Genomic DNA, 16,339 nt, shown 5'->3' with positions numbered 1-16,339 from the left:
TATCTAGGGGGCATGGTAGCCGACCGCTTTTCACACGTCACCGCCTGGGTCTTCGACCTCGACAACACCCTGTATCCGCCCTCGGCGCGGCTGTTCGACCAGATCGAGCTGCGCATGATCGACTGGGTGATGCGCACCCTCGCCGTCAACCGGGCCGAGGCCGACCGCCTGCGCGCTGAGTATTGGGCCAGCCACGGCACCACGCTGGCCGGGTTGATGGAAGTCCACGGGGTCGATCCCGAAGGATACCTGCACGAGGTCCACGATATCTCGTTCGATGCGCTGAAGGTGGACAGCGTGCTCGCCGAGCGGATCACGGGGCTACCGGGCCGCAAGATCGTCTATACCAACGGCTCCGAGCCCTATGCGCGCAACGTGCTGGCCGCACGCGGGCTGGGCGACGTGTTCGATGCGGTGTACGGCGTGGAACACGCGGGCTTTCAGCCCAAACCGCGGCGCGTGGCGTATGAGACGGTGTTCGCCGCCGACCGGCTTGACCCCGCCGTGGCCGCGATGTTCGAAGATGATCCCCGTAACCTCGCCGTGCCGCACGCGATGGGGATGCGCACCATTCATGTGGCGGACGCACCCGTGACGGCGGATCACATTCACCACCACACCGATGACCTGACGGACTTTCTGTCGCATTTCGCGGGCTTGGCGCAGCCCGGGCCGGAGCGTAGTTACTGACCATGGAACGGCGCGAGGCGGATATTTTCATCTCCGGCGGCGGCATCGCCGGGCAGGTGGCGGCGGCGACCTTCGCCGCGCGGGGGTTTTCGGTTGTGATGGCCGACCCAGTGCCACCGGTCACCGAAGCCGATCTCGACGGCTCCGACCTGCGCTCCACCGCCTTCCTGCAACCGGCCCGCGACCTGTTCGAGGCCTGCGGGTTGTGGTCCCTGCTGGAGCCGCATTCGCGCCCGCTCGACCACCTGGCCGTCATCGACACCATCGGCTGGCCCCCTGTCGAGCGCGAGCGGCGAGTCTTCGCCTCGGCCGACGTGTCGGGCGAACCCTTCGGCTGGAACCTGATGAACTGGCTCGTGCGGCGCGAGCTATGGCGCTACCTTCAGGACGCGCCGGGGATCACCATGCTTTACGGCACGGGGTTCAAGAGCCTCGTGAACCGGACGAGCGAGGTGATTGTGGGGCTGACCGACGGCTCGTCGGTGCGTGCGAAGCTCGCCGTGGCGGCGGATGGCAAGCTCTCTCCCCTGCGTGAGGCTGCCGGGATCGGCGTGTCGACCACGCGCTACGGTCAAAAGTCGCTCGCCTTCACGGTGACGCACGACCTGCCGCATGAGAATATCTCGACCGAGATCTACAACGAAGGCGGGCCGTTCACGATCGTCCCCCTGCCCGATATCGACAACCGCCCGGCCTCCGCCATCGTCTGGATGAACAAGGGGCCGCGCTCGGTCGAGCTGATGGAGATGGAGGTGGACGCCTTCGAGCAGGTCATGTTCGAACGCTCCACGGGCCTCCTGGGCTGGATGACGCTCCAGGGCCGCCGGTCGATCTGGCCGATCCTGACGCAAACCGCAGACCGGCTGGCCGAGGGGCGCGTCGCGGTGGTGGCGGAGGCGGCCCACGCCCTGCCGCCCATCGGCGCGCAGGGGCTGAACACGTCGCTCAACGACATAGCGGAACTGCTGGACCTTGCCTGCCAGCACCCAGAGGATCCCGGCGCGCCCGAAGTGCTGCGCCGGTATGCGGAAGCCCGCGAGCCCGACATTGCCCGGCGCGCGCGCGTCATCGACCTGTTCAATCGCGTGGCCGGGTCTGGTGACGCGGGCGTGCAGGCCGTGCGTCTTCTGGGGCTTCGCGCGGTTCACGATATCGCACCAGTGCGGCGCGGCGTGATGCGGGCAGGGCTTGGCCCGACCTGACTGCGGCGCCCTGTCGCGCGGTATTCACATATCTTCGATGCGAATTATCTCTGCACCGGGCACAGAGCCCGGAGCCAGGAGAGACGCATGACCCATTCCGATCCCGCCACCGACCGCAAACACGCGATGGTCGGCTTTCTCATCGCCGCGCTGATCGTGGCCGTGCTCGCCGTAGCACTGCTCTTGTTCGGCCTGCCGGGCGTCGGGCTCGTGATGGTCGCGGCGACGCCCATCCTTTTCGTGGTGCTGGTCCTGCTGTCCATCGGCCGCTAGGGAACCGGACCGCATTCATGGGGGTTCGATAGAAAAGGAGAGCCCCAATGAACCAACAGGATCACAAGTCAAAAGCCGCCGCCGTGCCACAGGAGCAACAGGCTCAGATCGGCCTGCTGCTCGCCTCGCTCGTCGTCGTTTTCGCCATGATCGGCATCGTGCTTGCCGGCATGTCCGGCGTCGTCTTCGTTACCGAGCTTGTTCTGGCCTTCGTCGCCGGATACCTGCTGCGCGGCGCGCGACGCTAGACGACCGCGTCCAGCGCAGCTTCAAGCCGGGCGACCGAGGCATCGACGTCATAGAGCTTGTCGAGGCCGAAGAGGCCAAGACGGAAACTCTTGTAGTCGTCGCCCTCGCCCACCATCAGCGGGACGCCCGCGGCGATCTGCACGCCTTCGCCCATGAACGCCTTGCCGGTCTGGAACTCGGGATTGTCGGTGTAGACCACGACCACGCCCGGCGCCTCGAAGCCCGGTGCCGCGACGGATTTGAAGCCCCGTTCCGCCAGTGCCGCGCGCACCCGCCGTCCTTGTTCCCACTGCGCCTCTTTCACCTTCTCAAGCCCGTAGTCGCGGGTCTCATGCATCGCATCGCGGAAGGCCCGCAGGGCATCCGTCGGCATCGTCGCGTGATAGGCATGACCGCCGTTGGTATAGGCCTCCATGATTGCGATCCATTTTCCAAGGTCGATGGCGAAGCTCGTGGACTTGGCGGCTTTCGCGGCCTCAAGCGCCGCCTCGCTCATCATCACCAGCCCGGCGGAGGGCTGGGCCGACCAGCCCTTCTGCGGGGCCGAGATCAGAACGTCGACGCCCAGCGCCTTCATATCCGCCCAGATCGTGCCCGAGGCGATGCAGTCGAGTACGAAAAGCCCGCCGGCCTCATGGACCGCGTCGGTCACGGCGCGGATGTAGTCGTCCGGCAGGATGATGCCCGACGAGGTTTCGACATGCGGAGCGAAAACGACGTCCGGCTTTTCCTCGGCGATCTTCGCGACAACCTCGTCCAGCGGACAGGGGGCAAAGGGTGCCTGCGGGTCGTTGCCGGTGCGCCGGGCCATCATCACGGTCTCTTCGCCGGGGATCGTCCCCATCTCGAAGATCTGGCTCCAGCGGTAGGAGAAGAAGCCGTTGCGGATCACCATCGCGCGCTTGCCGGTGGCGAACTGGCGCGCGACCGCCTCCATCGCGTAGGTGCCACCGCCTGGAACAACGGCCACCGCGTCGGCCTTGTAGACCTCGCACAGCCCCGCCGAGATGTCGCGCATCACCTGCTGGAACGCGCCGGACATGTGGTTGAGCGAGCGGTCGGTGAAGACGACCGAGAATTCAAGCAAGCCGTCGGGATCGATGTCGTTGCGCAGCGCCATGGGGGCCTCCGTTGTTCGGGTTCTCCCGGGAAATAGCGGGTTTCACGGCCGGAATGCGAGCGGTTTTTCAGCGGCAGTAAGACCCGGAGCGGTAGCGCGCTGTATCGAAATGAAAGTGGTTCTTGTGGAACCGGTCCGATTTGGGGCCCAGCACCGTCCCGAAGGGACCACAGGCCACCCGGTGGAGTTGCTGCATCAGCGACCCGTGCTGCGGGTCGTTCCAGTGGTCCAGCACTGTCAGCTCAACGCCGTTGGCCAGCGTGAAGCCCCCCACGTCGACCGCGTGGCCCCGCCCATGCTCGCTGATCTTTGCGCCGCGCTGATTGTTGCGGGTCCGGCAGGCGTAGCTCGCGAAGATCGTGACTTCCTGCACGCCTCCGCCCAGACGCTTGGTCAGCGGGACAAGCGCCTGACCCACCCAGGCATTGAAGACGACCGCCGTCTGGCAATCCACGGTGATGGGCTGGCTCAGCGCCACGCCAGAGACCGATGTCACCTTGACCGGCTCGGACACGCCGCAGCCGTTGACCCGCCCGGGGATGGACTGAAGCTTCACGCCCTTGATCTCGGGCCTTCCGCAGACTGACCCTGCGCGGGTGACGCGCCGCGCGTCGTCGCCTGACTGCGCCATCCCGGTGCGCTGGACGGTATTGCGCCGCACGAGGTTCTGGGGCCTGGGTTTCGGGACGAGTGATCGGGCGACGGCGAGCCGCGTGTAGCTCCCGGTCCCCGCCGCCGTCATCTGCTGCACCTGCGTATTCGCACCGGGGCGCGGGCGTGGCTTCAGGATGTTGTTCACGAGGTTCGCGATGGGGTCGTTCACCACCGCCGGAGCCTGCTGCGCGGCCTGCCCGCCGGGACGTGGCTTGGGAATGAGCGAGCGGGTCGGTGCCTCGGCGGCCAGCGTCGTGGCGAAGAGCGCCGCGATGAGCCCCGTGCCTATCGCGACCGCCGCCCTCATTCGGTCTTCACCCGCCCGAAGTCCGGCGCGTCGGTGTCCTGCCCGGCCTCGATGATGCCCCGCCGGATCGCCCGCGTATGTGTGAAATAGTCAAACAAAAGGTCCCCATCCCCGGTGCGGATGGCCCTCTGAAGTGCGAAAAGTTCTTCCGTGAAGCGGCCGAGGATTTCCAGCGTCGCATCCTTGTTCGTGAGGAATACGTCGCGCCACATGGTCGGGTCCGAGGCCGCGATACGGGTGAAATCGCGAAAACCTGCGGCGGAATACTTGATGACCTCGCTGTCCGTCACGCGGCGCAGGTCGTCGGCCACGCCCACCATCGTATAGGCAATGAGGTGCGGGGTGTGGGACGTGACGGCGAGGACAAGGTCGTGGTGATCCGCGTCCATCTCTTCCGTATAGGCCCCCATGCCGCGCCAGAGCGCCGCGAGCCGGTCGACGGCGTCCCGGTCCGATCCTTCGGCGGGCACGATCAGCGTGAAGCGGTTGTCGAAGAGCGCAGCGAAACCGGAGCGCGGGCCGGAATGCTCGGTGCCGGCGAGCGGGTGGGCCGGGACAAAATGCACGCCCTCCGGGACATACGGCCCCACCGCGTCGATCACCGCGCGTTTGACCGAGCCGACGTCGCTCACCGTCGCGCCGGGGGCAAGGTGGGGGGCGATCTCTTCGGCCACCGCGCCCATCACGCCAACGGGGACGCAGAGCACGACGAGGTCGGCCCCCGCGACCGCTTCCGCCGGGGTGTCGACCACGCGATCCACCAGACCGATCTCACGGGCCACGTCGCGCGTCTCGGGCGAGCGCGCGGTTCCCACGATCTCGCCCACGAGCCCGCCGCGCCGCATCGCATGCGCCATCGACCCCGCGATGAGGCCGAGGCCGATCAGCGCGACACGGTCGTAGAGCGGCGCGTCATCCGGCATCGGCAACGCTCCCTTTGAAAGCGCCGATCAGGTGCGCGACCCGGCGGCAGGACGGCTCGTCCCCCACCGTGATCCGCAGGCAGTGGGGCAGCTTGTAGCCCGACACCCGACGCACGATGATCCCGTTGGCCTTGAGGTAATTGTCCACCGCCTCGGCTTCGTTCTCATCGGTGAATCGCGCCAGCACGAAGTTGGCGCAGGAGGTGTCCGAGGGCACGCCATGCTCCGCCAACGCCTCGGCCATCCAGGCGCGCAGGCGGGCGTTCTCCGTACGACACTTTTCGACATGCGCCCGGTCGCGCACGGCGGCCTCGGCCACGGCGAGCTGCGTGGTGGAGAGGTTGAAGGGGCCGCGGATGCGGTTGAGCACGTCGACAACCTCCCGCTGGGCATAGCCCCAGCCGATGCGCAGGCCGCCCAGACCGTAGATTTTCGAGAACGTCCGCGTCATCACGACGTTCGGGTGCCTGTCGACAAGCGAGGCACCGCCATCGAAGCCCTCGACATATTCGGCATAGGCGCCGTCCAGCACCAGCACGACATTGCCCGGCAGTTCACGCGCCAGGCGCGCGAGCTCCTTCTGCCCGACCATCGTGCCGGTCGGATTGGCCGGGTTCGCGATAAACACCACCTTGGTCTTGCCGGTCACGGCCCGCAGGATCGCGTCCACGTCCACCACGCGCTCGCGCTCGGGCACCTCGACGGGAGTCGCGCCCGCGGCCCGGGCCGAGATCTTGTACATGGAAAATCCATGCTCGGTGTAGATCACCTCGTCACGCGGGCCAGCATAGGCCTGACAGATGAAGTTGATGATCTCGTCCGACCCGACGCCGCAGATGATCCGCTCGGGGTCGAGCCCGTGGACCTCGCCGATGGCGAAGCGCAGGGACTGATGGTCCGTGTTCGGATACCGGTTCAGGGAATGGCCCGCGCGCACATAGGCCTCGGTCGCCTTCTCGGACGGGCCGAGCGGGTTCTCGTTCGAGCTGAGCTTCACGACGTTATCGATGCCATCCACTTTGGAGGCGCCGGACTCGTAAAGCCTGATGTCCATGATGCCGGGCTGCGGCTTGGGCAATTTGGTCATTTTCATCCCCGGAGTTGAGCCCCCGTCTTAACGGTCATGGGGCCACAGGGCTAGAACAAACCGTAACCATCGGGGGGGCGCAAGTGCCTGAAACCACGATGCCACATTGTCCGTTCGGCGGGGTTTTTTGTCGGACCGGCGGAGGACGGACGGCCGCCCGCGCGGCACTCTGTCCAGATCACACCACCACCATAACGGAGACACACCATGATGATCGTGCATGTCGATTTCGACGTCGATCCGGCGGAGCGGACCCACGCGCTCGCCGTGCTCGAGATGGAGGTCGGAGAGGTCCGCGCCCTGCCCGGCTGCCGTCACTTCGCACCCTATGCCGACCCCGCCCTGCCCGGCCGCGTCAGCATCGTTCACGAATGGGAGGATGAAGCGGCCCTCGCGACCTATCTCGCCTCCACCGCCTTCGCCCGTTCGGGCGAGGCGCTGCGCCCGATCATGACCGGCCCGCCCTCGTCGCGCCGGTTCCGGGCCGAAATGATTGAAGAGGTCGCCTGAACCGCTAGCATCGAGCGATGAGCCAGCGCCCCGCCTTCTGTCATACCGGCGAATACCCGGCCGCGCCCGAACAGGTGTTCCGGATGCCCCGGCATTACCTGCTCTATGCGACCTCTGGCACCATGCGGTTGGTCGCCGGTGGCCGGGCCTGGACCCTCCCACCGGCGCGGGCGGCGCTCATCGCCGCGGATGAACCGATCCGCGTCACGCTGGCCCGGCCGCTCACTGCCTGTTCGGCCCTGTTCGACCCGGCGCATTACCCGGCCCCGCCCGACCCGCTTTCGGTGTTCGAAATGTCACCGCTCGCGCGCGAACTGGTGTGCGCCTGTGCAGGCTGGGGGGATGACGCAGCACCCCTGCCCAACCATGCGGCGACGCTCTTCGCCGCGCTCCAGTCGGAAACATGGCGGCTCGCCGCGACCCCGACAGCGATGCAGATGCCGGTCGCCCGGACCGATGCCGTGGCCCGCGCGCTGGAGCTGTCGGAGGCGGACATGGCCGGCACACCGCGCTTCGACGCAATTGCCGCAGCGGTCGGCCTGACCCCACGCACGCTCGCCCGCCGGTTCGACGCGGAACTCGGGATGACGTGGCGCATGGCTCTGCGCCGCCTGAGGATCATCCGCGCCGCCGAGATGCTGGCAGTAGCCGGCCCCGGCGTCACCGAGGTCGCCTTCGCCGTCGGCTACAACGCGCTATCGGCCTTCAACGCCGCGTTCAAGGATGTGACGGGACTGACCCCCACCGCCTTCCGGGCCTCTTGCGCGGGCGCAACTCAGCCGGTCTTGACCGTCGGGGCGCCCGTGGACATGTCGGTGCCCAGATAGGGCTGGCCCGACTGCTTCCAGTTGGCAAAACCGCCGTCGAGATGGGCCATCTTCTCGAATTTCTTGGACAGGCAGATTTCGGCAGCCTTGCGCGAGCGCATGCCGGAGCCGCAATAGAGCACGACGTGCTTACCCAGTCCGGCCGGCAACGCCTTTTTCGAGATGTGGCTCATGGGCGCGAGAAGCGCGTCTTCGATACTCTCGAACATGAACTCCGCCGGTGTGCGCACGTCTATCAGAACGATGGTCTCGTCCTTCAGCCCCTGCGCGACTTCCTCGGGCGTCCAGGTTTCGAGTGTCTTGCCGTTGATCTCTTCGGTTTTCATTTTGCGCTCCTGTGTATGCGTTTGAACGCATCTAGGCACCGGCGCGCCTCAGAAAAAGACCCAATCAAATTTTTGAATGTGTTGTGCGGTCGCCGGTTCAGTGCGGCAACGTGACGACCACGGCTCCGCGCCTGGTCGCGACGATCGTATGTTCGTACTGCACGCAGGGCGCAGCCGGTTCACTGTAAAGCGTCCAGCCGTCGTGGCCCTGTTCGGCCCAGTGGCCACCGCGCGAAAGGAACGGCTCGACCGTCAGGACGAGGCCGTTGTCGATCCGGCGGCGGTCGCCGCGCTTGGGCCATGTGGCGACTTCTTCGGGGTATTCATGAAGCGAACGCCCGACCCCATGGCTCGCCAGATTGCGGATCAGTGTATACCCGCGGTCCGAGGCGAACTTGCCGATGGCCTTGCCGATCCCGGCGATGGGCTTGCCCTCGGACACCTGTGCGATGCCGATCTGCATGGCGCGGTGGCCGTCCTTCATCAGCCGTTCCATGTCGCGCGATTTCGGCGCGACCTGATAGGTGGCGCCAGTGTCCGCGAAGAACCCGTTCTTAGAGGCCGAGACGTCGATGTTCACCAGATCGCCCACCGCGATCACACGGTCGCCGGGGATGCCGTGGGCGATTTCCTCGTTCACGCTGATGCAGGTCGCGCCGGGAAAGTCATAGACCGACTGGGGGGCCGAAACGGCGCCGTGACGGTCGAGGATCGCGCGCCCGATCTCGTCCAGTTCGCGGGTGGTCATCCCCGGCTCGAGCGCGGCGGCCATCGCGCGCATCGTGCGGGCACAGATCGCGCCGATCTCTTTCAGCCCTTCGAGTTCGTCCTGCTGCGTGATCGTCATGTCAGGCGCCCATGCGTTCCAGGACGTTGGCGAAGGCCCAAGGTTCGTTTTCGACAAGTTCTTCCGGGAATTGGCTCTGCCGATCGGTCAGCGGCGTCCAATCCGTGTAATGCGCCTCGACCGGGCCAAGGTAGGGCATCTGCACCTCGAGACAGCGGCGATGATCCATTTCGTCCGTCTCAACGATCCCGGCCTCGGGGTTCTCCAGCGCCCAGACCATCCCTGCGAGCACCGCCGAAGTTACCTGAAGCCCCGTCGCGTTCTGCATCGGCGCAAGGGTCTTGGTCTCGTCGTTCGACAGGCGCGAGCCGAACCACATGGCATTCTTCGCGTGGCCGTAGAGCAGCACGCCCAGCTCGTCGATCCCGTCCACGATCTCATCCACGTCGAGGATGTGATGCACCTCCTGCACCTGCCCCGAGCCGAACATTTCGTGCAAGCTGAGCACCGCATCGTCGCAGGGGTGATAGGCATAGTGGACCGTCGGGCGGAACGCCGGGTCGTCCCCCTCGCCCACGGTGTAATAATCGGCAATGGACACCGCTTCGTTATGCGTGACGAGAAAGCCAAACTGCGGCCCCGGCGTCGGGCACCATGTGCGGATGCGGGTGTTCGCGCCCGGCTGCTCCAGCCAGATCGCGGATTTGCAGCCGGTCTTCTGCCGGTGGCCGTTCGGCGGGAACCAAGGCTCGAAGCTGCCCCAGCCAAGCTCGGCAGGCTGGAAGCCTTCGGCGATGAAGCCCTCGACCGACCATGTGTTGACGAAATGCCCCGGCTGGCGCGGCTCATGGCGCACCTGCGTGTCGCGCTCCGCGATATGAACGCCCTTGACCCCCAGTGTCTGCATGAGGGCAGCCCATTCGCCGCGTGTCTGCGGATCCGCCTCGGCGCCGAAGTCATCCGCCAGCCGCAGAAGCGCGGCCTTCACGAACCAGCTCACCATGCCGGGGTTCGCGCCACAGCAGGACACGGCGGTGGTCCCGCCCGGATTGGCCGCCTTCTCGTCCCGAACCTTCTGGCGCAGCGCATAGTTCGTGCGCGCCGCGTTGTCCTCGGTGGCGAAGTAGAACCCGGCCCAGGGTTCGACCACTGTGTCGATGTAGAGCACGCCATGTTCGCGGCAAAATTTCATCAGGTCGAGCGACGAGGTGTCGACCGACAGGTTCACCACGAACCCCTTGCCGTCCTCGAACAACCCGCCCAACACGTCGCGGTAAGTGTCGGGCGTCAGCGTTTCGGCCATATGCGCGTACCCCGTCGCCTTGGCCGCCGCGCCGTTGACCTCCGCCGGCTCGATGATCGTGAGCTTGTCCGCGTCGAACTGGAAATGCCGTTCGATCAGCGGCAGCGTTCCCTGCCCGATAGAGCCGAAGCCGATCATGATGACGGGGCCGTCAATCGTCGCGTAGACGGGATGGGACATGGGCACGCTCCTTTGGTCCGGGTCGGGGCCCCGTATCGCAAATGCGCGCCAATAGGGGAAGGGTCGGCGCGTCAGGGGGCAAACGGCCGGCGGAACCGGGGTCGGCAATTGCCCGGCGTCATCTTTGAAGCGAATACCCGGATCGAGCCCTGGTTGACCGATGGTGCGGTTGCAGGACCGTCTGCGGCAAAGCCTCAATCCCTGCTGTCAAACTCATTGCGCGCTCGTTTGACATCGGCATGCCGCTCCGCGGCCCATCCGGTCAGCGCCTTCAAGAGCGGCAAGAGCTCGTGACCCATGTCGGTCAGCGTGTAGCGGACGGCGATGGGCGGGCCTGGATCGACGCTCCTCGTGACATACCCGTCGCGTTCGAGGCTTCGCAGGTTCTCCGTCAGGACACGCTGCGTGATATCTCCGATGGTGCGCTTCAGCTCGCCGAAGCGAAGTGTCCCGTCTTCCAGAGACAGCACGATCAACACCTGCCATTTGCCCGTGACCTTCGAAAGGACCTGCCGGACCGGGCAGCCATCCACGTCGGCTTTGGTAAGGGCGGTTACCTTGAGCATACCTGGTTCCCAATTAGTGCGTAATTGATACCTAGTCCGAATTTGATACCAACTGATCCTTCATGAAGCAATGGTTGAAGGAATCATCACATGACCGCTCAAGAACTGGTCCTCGCCGCAGTCGCAGCAATCTTCACTGAATACGATGTAGAGGCCGCAAGTGACCTGCTTGCACCAGACTACGTCCAGCACAACGTCGCCGTGCCGACGGGAGCCGACCCGATCCTGGGCTTCATCCCGGTGCTCGAGGAAAGCGGGATCGAACTGACGACTCATCGTGTCGTCACCGAAGACAACATCGTTGTCCTGCATAACACCTACCACAACGCTCAGGCACTCGGGGCCCAGACCCTCGTCGCTTTCGACGTGTTCCGTGTCGAAGACGGCCAGGTCGTCGAGCACTGGGACAATCTTCAGGAGCCGCCCGCCGAAACCGTATCGGGCCGTTCCATGACGGACGGGCCGACCGAAGTGGTCGATCCTGCGTTGACGGCGGAGAACAAGGCTTTGGTTTCGGGGTTCATCGAGGACGTGCTGCATGGCGCGAACCCGGAGCGGATCACGGACTACATCTCGCCGGGCCTCTATATGCAGCACAACCCGATGGTCGGCGATGGACTCGATGGACTAGGCGCCGCGCTTGCCGCGATGGCTGAAGCGGGACAGCCGATGACCTATTCGGAGACTCACTTCGTGGTCGCGGAAGGAAATTTCGTCTTCGCCGTGTCGGAGGGGGCAATCGGCGAGACTCCGACCGCGTTTTTCGACCTGTTCCGCGTGGATGATGGCAAGATCGTCGAGCATTGGGACACCGTTTCCGAGATACCGGCCGAGATGCCGCACGATAACGGCAAATTCTGATTTCGATGCATCCTTTGTCTGACGACGGGGGATGCAACGCGTCGGCTTTCTCAGGGATCTTGTCCCGCCCAGCCGATCCTCAACCGCAACGCAGCACACCCCGCTCCCTGCGCCAAACGAAAAAGGGCCGCCCAGCCGGGCGGCCCTTTCCGTAATCGTGTCGGCCCAGATCAGTTCTGAGCGTAGAATTCGATGACGAGGTTCGGTTCCATGTGGACCGGGTACGGCACGTCGGACAGGCCGGGCGTGCGCACGAAGGTCGCCTTCATCTTGGAATGGTCAACGTCGAGGTAATCGGGCACGTCGCGCTCCGGCAGCTGGCTGGCTTCAAGAACCAGCGCCATCTGCTTGGACTTCTCGCGGACCTCGATCACGTCGCCTTCCTTCACGCGGTAGGACGGGATGTTCACGCGCTGGCCGTTAACGAGCACATGGGCGTGGTTCACGAACTGACGGGCGGCAAAGATGGTCGGCACGAATTTCGCGCGGTAGACCACGGCGTCGAGGCGGCGCTCGAGCAGGCCGATGAGAAGCTCACCGGTGTCGCCCTTGAGACGCTCGGCCTCGGCGAAGATGCGGCGGAACTGCTTTTCGGTCATGTCGCCGTAGTAGCCCTTGAGCTTCTGCTTGGCGCGAAGCTGAAGGCCGAAGTCGGACATCTTGCCCTTGCGGCGCTGGCCGTGCTGGCCGGGGCCGTATTCGCGGCGGTTCACCGGGGATTTCGGACGGCCCCAGATGTTTTCGCCCATGCGGCGGTCGATCTTGTACTTGGCAGACGTGCGTTTGGTCACGGCTGATCTCCTTTATGGGTGGCATTTCGACCTGATCCGAAAACCGGTGCCCACTGTTCGGGTCGAGATCGCGAAGCGGTTTCGACCGTGGGGCGCGGTGGCCGGGGGGCCTCGTGCCGTTTTAAAGGGCGTTGTCCTCTCCCCGGACCGGCGAACCGGCTGCCCGGGTTGACAGGCTGCCTCTTGCGAGGGCCACCAACACCAATGAAAACCGGCCCCACGCGGGGGCCAGATGGCGGGCTTATAGCGGTGTGGGGCGGGGAGTCAACGGCCCAGGCAGCGGATAAGCCCGCCCCGGCTTTACTTGCGCGCCCATGCAGCTATCATCACCGCACAATCATGGAGCGTTTATGACGTGATGCGACAGGGAGGCACGGGCCTCCCACGGCAACGAGGACCAGGAATGGACCGCCCCGTTCGGCGGACAGGTTTCGTTGCGCCACACCCCTCACGACTGACAAATCGAAAGACGCACCCATGACACGGGACTATTCCCAGCTTTTCCCCTCCGCCACGCCTGCTACCGCGCCCTCCGCGCTCGCCCGGCTCGGCTGGCAGCCGTTCTTCGCGGCCCAGATCGACGCCGATACCCTCACCGCCACCCCTCCGGTCCGCGTCACCGCCGTTCATCGCAGCGGCCTGCGTGTAACCGGCGACGGGATCGAGGCGGAGCTTCCACCGGACGAGGCGGTGACCGTGGGCGACTGGCTCCTCTACGACGCCGACCACCCGGCGGACTCCGTCCTGCTCGAACGAAAAAGCGTGATCCGCCGCCGTGCTGCCGGGCGCGAGGCGAAAGTGCAGCTCATCGCCGCCAATATCGACACGGTGTTCATCGTCTCTTCCTGCAACGCCGACTTCAACGTGGCGCGGCTGGAACGCTATGTCGCTCTGGCCTTCGAGGCCGAGGTCGATCCGGTGATCCTGTTGACCAAGGCCGATCTGGCCGCCGATCCGCAGGATTTCGTGACGCAGGCACAGGCGATCTCCTCCCGCGTGCCGGTCATCGCGCTCGACGCGCGGGGCGAGGCACCGCGCACGGCGCTGGCGCAATGGGCCAAACCCGGGCGCACCGTGGCCTTCCTCGGCTCGTCGGGTGTGGGGAAATCGACGCTGACCAACGCGCTCGCGGATACCGAACTCGACACGCAAGGCGTGCGGGAGGATGACGCCAAGGGCCGCCACACGACCCGCCACCGCCAGCTTTACCTCACCGACACCGGCCCCGCCGTACTCGACACGCCGGGGATGCGCGAGCTTCAGCTGACGGACGTCGCCGCCGGGCTGTCTGAGCTTTTCGACGATATCGAAGACCTCGCCACCCGCTGCAAATTCCGCAACTGCGCCCATGAGGGCGAACCGGACTGTGCCGTCCAGGCGGCCATCGCCGCGGGCGAACTGGACCCGGTCCGCCTCACCCGTTTTCGCAAGCTGGCCGCCGAGGAGGCCCACAACACGGCCACCGTCGCGCAGAAACGCGCCCGCGAAAAAGGCTTCGCCAAACACGTCAAGCGCGTCACACGGGAAAAGCCGAACCGGCGCTGAGGCGGGTCAGGCCCCCATGATCGCCGCTTCGGCCTGCGTCAGCAGACGGCGGGCCGGGGCGGAATAGGCGTCAGCCCCTTGTGCGAGCGATGGCATCGCGCCAAGCAGTTGCTCGCGCTGCACGTCCTCCACCGCGTCCAGCGCCTCGCCCTCGGGCAGGAAGCTCTCGGTCTCCAGCCCGTTGGCAAAGACCACCTCGTGCCGGTCAAGCAGCAGGTGGATGTAGGTGACGGAGGTCACCGAGCGATCACGCGTCACGCGCCGGTCGTCGATCAGGTCACGCGCGGCGACCAGCACCTCGTTCGTGCCGAACAGCGCCTGCGCCCGAGCCCCCTTGAGAAGCATCCGATGCGCGGGCGAGACGATCAGGTCGCCATCCGGGCGCTCGTCGCCCAGCGCGCCCTGGCGCACACGGACGGGCCGCAATTCCGGCATGGCATAGAGCCGCGCGCCCGAGACACGCTTCTCTCCGATCCACAGCACGTCCTGAAGCCCGTTGTCCTTGGTCTGGATGCGCGTGCCCTCGCGGATCTCCTCGACGGCGATATCGCCGTCGGCGGTGCGAATGCGTGTACCCGGGGTGAAGCAGATCACGCCGGTCGGCTGATCGGTCAGCCGGTTCATGACGGCGGCCTCTATCTGCGCCTGCACGACCCAGAGGTCGCGGTCGCTCGGCGGAAGCCCGTCGGAAAACATCAGGAGCGTGCCGCGCCCCTCGACACCGTTCATCATGGTCACCGGATAACTGCGAAACCCGTCCGTCACGGTGAAGCCCATGTCAAACAGGCTGTCCTCGTCCTTGTTCGTTTTCGGATGTGCCGGGGAAGACCCCGTCAGGCGGCGCACCTTGCGCGCCGCGCGTCTGCGAATGTCCGCCTCCTGCTCGCCAAGGTCGAGCCGGATCACGTCCTGCGGGCCATCCACCCGCAATGCCGTGCCGGACCACCGCCAGCTTGCACCCACACCCAAGGAGCCACGCGGAGCATCCGCGAGACCGTCAACTTCGGTTTGGGACCAGGAAATGACGAACGAGCCGATAATGCCCGTCTTCATAACTGTTCCTGCCTCTACTCGTACACGGCCTCTAAGCGGGCCGATTTGTAATGATAAAATCGTATCACGACAGGAAACGGGTGTTAACCGTTTTGTACGTTAATTTCCGATCACTACATCAAAAGGATTAGAAGCTGATGCGAAACTGCATCGTTCCCACCAGCTGACCGCCGGGCTGCGCGGTGAATTCGGGGGTGAGATAGGTCGCGCCGTAGAACAGGCTGAAGTTCCGCTCTTCCAGCAGCACGCCGCCCCTCAGACGTGCGCGTACCGGGGTAAGCGTGTAGCCGGGCGATGGCAGGAAGCTCGACGAAAAGACCCGCGCCACGTCCGCGCCGAACAGGACCGAGATCCCCGGCTCGTTCACCCGCTTGAGCACCTGGTAGGGCTGTCCACTGACATAGTCGCGGGCGATCACCCCGTTGCGGAACCCCGGCCCGACGAGCAGGTCAAAGCCCACGCGGGCGTAGCTTTCAAGGCCCACATGTGCGCTGGCGAAGGGTCGAAAAGTCACCGCCTCGTCGATCACGATGTTATAGGCCGCCTCGGCATGGCCCATCGGGCGCAGGCGGTTGCCCACCTGCCCCGCGATCACGCCCGGCGCGAGCCGGTCGAAGCCAAGCGTGCGGTGGAACCGGTCCTGAATCGCGAGGATCCGGGTCGCGGGGCCAACCGCCTCGACACCCGCACCAAGCGACAGGTCCCATCCGCCCCGCGCGAAGTGCGTGAACAGTCCTGCCCGGATCGCGCCCGCTGCGGGCCGGTCGCCGGGGGCCGGCGTGCGCGTGTTGGCGGGGGTCACGATCTGCGTGCCGATCCGGGCCTCGAGGAGCGTGCCGAAGCCGGTTGGCAGGTCCGTCGTGCCCTCGGGTCCGAACAGAAAGGACGTGGTGGTCGAGAAGCTCTGCCACCGGTCCTGCCCGTCTCCGGTGGAGTCGTTCGTCGTGACGTTCGCCCATCCGAGATAGGACCAGCCGCCAACCTGCGCCTGGGCCGGAACAGCAGCGAGCGCGAGGCAGAGCGCGGCGCAAAGGCGCAGGGCGAAGGACGACATAGGAGGCTCCCGGTTGAAGGACGAATAGGCA

At 65.7% G+C, this 16,339-nt stretch carries 19 protein-coding genes; 8 read left to right on the top strand and 11 right to left on the bottom strand.

Annotated features, from left to right (window positions below; translation table 11 throughout):
• Positions 1-12: 12 nt before the first annotated feature.
• The 4 genes from B2585_RS15780 to B2585_RS15765 all read left to right on the top strand — a co-directional run bounded on the left by B2585_RS15780 (position 13) and on the right by B2585_RS15765 (position 2,413).
• A complete protein-coding gene (locus B2585_RS15780) occupies positions 13-690 on the top strand; it encodes a pyrimidine 5'-nucleotidase (protein ID WP_292024903.1) in 678 nt (225 codons plus the stop codon).
• Between the two features lie 2 nt (positions 691-692).
• Positions 693-1,892, top strand: a complete 1,200-nt coding sequence (locus B2585_RS15775; RefSeq protein ID WP_292024902.1) for an FAD-dependent monooxygenase — start codon at positions 693-695, stop codon at positions 1,890-1,892.
• 87 nt (positions 1,893-1,979) lie between these two features.
• The gene (locus tag B2585_RS15770; protein ID WP_292024901.1) at positions 1,980-2,165 is read left to right on the top strand and encodes a hypothetical protein; all 186 of its coding nucleotides are present in this window, start codon (positions 1,980-1,982) and stop codon (positions 2,163-2,165) included.
• Positions 2,166-2,212: 47 nt separating this feature from the next.
• Positions 2,213-2,413: a hypothetical protein gene (locus B2585_RS15765; protein WP_292024900.1), complete on the top strand. Its 201-nt coding sequence runs from the start codon at positions 2,213-2,215 to the stop codon at positions 2,411-2,413.
• On the opposite strand, the gene B2585_RS15760 is transcribed toward B2585_RS15765, so the two are convergent.
• The 4 genes from B2585_RS15760 to hisC form a co-directional block, all read right to left on the bottom strand.
• A complete protein-coding gene (locus B2585_RS15760; protein WP_292024899.1) occupies positions 2,410-3,534 on the bottom strand; it encodes an aminotransferase class V-fold PLP-dependent enzyme in 1,125 nt (374 codons plus the stop codon). The two genes, B2585_RS15765 and B2585_RS15760, sit on opposite strands and share 4 nt — an antisense overlap.
• Positions 3,535-3,601: 67 nt before the next feature.
• Positions 3,602-4,495 carry an extensin family protein gene (locus B2585_RS15755; RefSeq protein ID WP_292024898.1) on the bottom strand — a complete coding sequence of 298 codons (894 nt, stop codon included), beginning with the start codon at positions 4,493-4,495 and terminating at the stop codon, positions 3,602-3,604.
• Positions 4,492-5,418, bottom strand: coding sequence for a prephenate/arogenate dehydrogenase family protein (locus B2585_RS15750; RefSeq protein ID WP_292024896.1), 927 nt, complete (start codon positions 5,416-5,418; stop codon positions 4,492-4,494). Before B2585_RS15750 ends, B2585_RS15755 begins: the two co-directional genes overlap by 4 nt.
• Positions 5,408-6,505 carry a histidinol-phosphate transaminase gene (hisC, locus tag B2585_RS15745; protein ID WP_292024895.1) on the bottom strand — a complete coding sequence of 366 codons (1,098 nt, stop codon included), beginning with the start codon at positions 6,503-6,505 and terminating at the stop codon, positions 5,408-5,410. Before hisC ends, B2585_RS15750 begins: the two co-directional genes overlap by 11 nt.
• A gap of 207 nt (positions 6,506-6,712) precedes the next feature.
• On the opposite strand from hisC, the gene B2585_RS15740 reads away from it, so the two are divergent.
• Positions 6,713-7,015: a putative quinol monooxygenase gene (locus B2585_RS15740; RefSeq protein ID WP_292024894.1), complete on the top strand. Its 303-nt coding sequence runs from the start codon at positions 6,713-6,715 to the stop codon at positions 7,013-7,015.
• Between the two features lie 17 nt (positions 7,016-7,032).
• Entirely contained in the window at positions 7,033-7,842 is an 810-nt protein-coding gene (locus tag B2585_RS15735) for a helix-turn-helix domain-containing protein (protein ID WP_292024893.1), read from the top strand.
• Here the strand turns inward: B2585_RS15735 and B2585_RS15730 are convergent.
• The 4 genes from B2585_RS15730 to B2585_RS15715 all read right to left on the bottom strand — a co-directional run bounded on the left by B2585_RS15730 (position 7,791) and on the right by B2585_RS15715 (position 11,004).
• Positions 7,791-8,168, bottom strand: a complete 378-nt coding sequence (locus B2585_RS15730) for a rhodanese-like domain-containing protein (protein ID WP_292024891.1) — start codon at positions 8,166-8,168, stop codon at positions 7,791-7,793. The genes B2585_RS15735 and B2585_RS15730 overlap by 52 nt on opposite strands.
• A gap of 97 nt (positions 8,169-8,265) precedes the next feature.
• Complete coding sequence (map, locus tag B2585_RS15725; protein ID WP_292024890.1) at positions 8,266-9,015, bottom strand: type I methionyl aminopeptidase; 750 nt, start codon at positions 9,013-9,015, stop codon at positions 8,266-8,268.
• A 1-nt stretch (position 9,016) separates the two neighbouring features.
• Positions 9,017-10,438, bottom strand: a complete 1,422-nt coding sequence (locus B2585_RS15720; RefSeq protein WP_292024889.1) for a homospermidine synthase — start codon at positions 10,436-10,438, stop codon at positions 9,017-9,019.
• 194 nt (positions 10,439-10,632) lie between these two features.
• Positions 10,633-11,004 carry a winged helix-turn-helix transcriptional regulator gene (locus tag B2585_RS15715; RefSeq protein WP_292024888.1) on the bottom strand — a complete coding sequence of 124 codons (372 nt, stop codon included), beginning with the start codon at positions 11,002-11,004 and terminating at the stop codon, positions 10,633-10,635.
• A 90-nt stretch (positions 11,005-11,094) separates the two neighbouring features.
• On the opposite strand from B2585_RS15715, the gene B2585_RS15710 reads away from it, so the two are divergent.
• Positions 11,095-11,865 carry a nuclear transport factor 2 family protein gene (locus B2585_RS15710; RefSeq protein ID WP_292024887.1) on the top strand — a complete coding sequence of 257 codons (771 nt, stop codon included), beginning with the start codon at positions 11,095-11,097 and terminating at the stop codon, positions 11,863-11,865.
• Positions 11,866-12,035: 170 nt separating this feature from the next.
• Here the strand turns inward: B2585_RS15710 and rpsD are convergent, their stop codons facing one another.
• Entirely contained in the window at positions 12,036-12,656 is a 621-nt protein-coding gene (gene rpsD, locus B2585_RS15705) for a 30S ribosomal protein S4 (protein ID WP_292024886.1), read from the bottom strand.
• A gap of 477 nt (positions 12,657-13,133) precedes the next feature.
• Between rpsD and rsgA the strand changes: the two genes are divergently transcribed.
• Positions 13,134-14,201, top strand: a complete 1,068-nt coding sequence (gene rsgA / locus B2585_RS15700) for a ribosome small subunit-dependent GTPase A (RefSeq protein ID WP_292024884.1) — start codon at positions 13,134-13,136, stop codon at positions 14,199-14,201.
• Positions 14,202-14,207: 6 nt separating this feature from the next.
• Here the strand turns inward: rsgA and B2585_RS15695 are convergent, their stop codons facing one another.
• Together B2585_RS15695 and B2585_RS15690 are read right to left on the bottom strand one after the other, a co-directional pair.
• The gene (locus B2585_RS15695; RefSeq protein ID WP_292024883.1) at positions 14,208-15,254 is read right to left on the bottom strand and encodes a Hint domain-containing protein; all 1,047 of its coding nucleotides are present in this window, start codon (positions 15,252-15,254) and stop codon (positions 14,208-14,210) included.
• A 127-nt stretch (positions 15,255-15,381) separates the two neighbouring features.
• Entirely contained in the window at positions 15,382-16,308 is a 927-nt protein-coding gene (locus B2585_RS15690) for a lipid A-modifier LpxR family protein (protein ID WP_292024882.1), read from the bottom strand.
• Positions 16,309-16,339 lie beyond the last annotated feature (31 nt).

Source organism: Maritimibacter sp. UBA3975 (genome assembly GCF_002384975.1).
Classification (GTDB): domain Bacteria; phylum Pseudomonadota; class Alphaproteobacteria; order Rhodobacterales; family Rhodobacteraceae; genus Maritimibacter.
This window is presented reverse-complemented; position numbering and strand designations above follow the sequence as displayed.

Excerpts from the sequence above, each read along its gene's own strand:
- B2585_RS15695 (WP_292024883.1), bottom strand. The coding sequence starts at position 15,254 with ATGAAGACGGGCATTATCGGCTCGTTCGTCATTTCCTGGTCCCAAACC.
- B2585_RS15770 (WP_292024901.1), top strand. The coding sequence starts at position 1,980 with ATGACCCATTCCGATCCCGCCACCGACCGCAAACACGCGATGGTCGGC.
- hisC (WP_292024895.1), bottom strand. The coding sequence starts at position 6,505 with ATGACCAAATTGCCCAAGCCGCAGCCCGGCATCATGGACATCAGGCTT.
- B2585_RS15715 (WP_292024888.1), bottom strand. The coding sequence starts at position 11,004 with ATGCTCAAGGTAACCGCCCTTACCAAAGCCGACGTGGATGGCTGCCCG.
- B2585_RS15690 (WP_292024882.1), bottom strand. The coding sequence starts at position 16,308 with ATGTCGTCCTTCGCCCTGCGCCTTTGCGCCGCGCTCTGCCTCGCGCTC.
- B2585_RS15740 (WP_292024894.1), top strand. The coding sequence starts at position 6,713 with ATGATGATCGTGCATGTCGATTTCGACGTCGATCCGGCGGAGCGGACC.
- B2585_RS15720 (WP_292024889.1), bottom strand. The coding sequence starts at position 10,438 with ATGTCCCATCCCGTCTACGCGACGATTGACGGCCCCGTCATCATGATC.
- map (WP_292024890.1), bottom strand. The coding sequence starts at position 9,015 with ATGACGATCACGCAGCAGGACGAACTCGAAGGGCTGAAAGAGATCGGC.
- B2585_RS15750 (WP_292024896.1), bottom strand. The coding sequence starts at position 5,418 with ATGCCGGATGACGCGCCGCTCTACGACCGTGTCGCGCTGATCGGCCTC.
- B2585_RS15710 (WP_292024887.1), top strand. The coding sequence starts at position 11,095 with ATGACCGCTCAAGAACTGGTCCTCGCCGCAGTCGCAGCAATCTTCACT.
- B2585_RS15780 (WP_292024903.1), top strand. The coding sequence starts at position 13 with ATGGTAGCCGACCGCTTTTCACACGTCACCGCCTGGGTCTTCGACCTC.
- B2585_RS15735 (WP_292024893.1), top strand. The coding sequence starts at position 7,033 with ATGAGCCAGCGCCCCGCCTTCTGTCATACCGGCGAATACCCGGCCGCG.
- B2585_RS15730 (WP_292024891.1), bottom strand. The coding sequence starts at position 8,168 with ATGAAAACCGAAGAGATCAACGGCAAGACACTCGAAACCTGGACGCCC.
- B2585_RS15775 (WP_292024902.1), top strand. The coding sequence starts at position 693 with ATGGAACGGCGCGAGGCGGATATTTTCATCTCCGGCGGCGGCATCGCC.
- B2585_RS15755 (WP_292024898.1), bottom strand. The coding sequence starts at position 4,495 with ATGAGGGCGGCGGTCGCGATAGGCACGGGGCTCATCGCGGCGCTCTTC.
- B2585_RS15760 (WP_292024899.1), bottom strand. The coding sequence starts at position 3,534 with ATGGCGCTGCGCAACGACATCGATCCCGACGGCTTGCTTGAATTCTCG.
- rsgA (WP_292024884.1), top strand. The coding sequence starts at position 13,134 with ATGACACGGGACTATTCCCAGCTTTTCCCCTCCGCCACGCCTGCTACC.
- B2585_RS15765 (WP_292024900.1), top strand. The coding sequence starts at position 2,213 with ATGAACCAACAGGATCACAAGTCAAAAGCCGCCGCCGTGCCACAGGAG.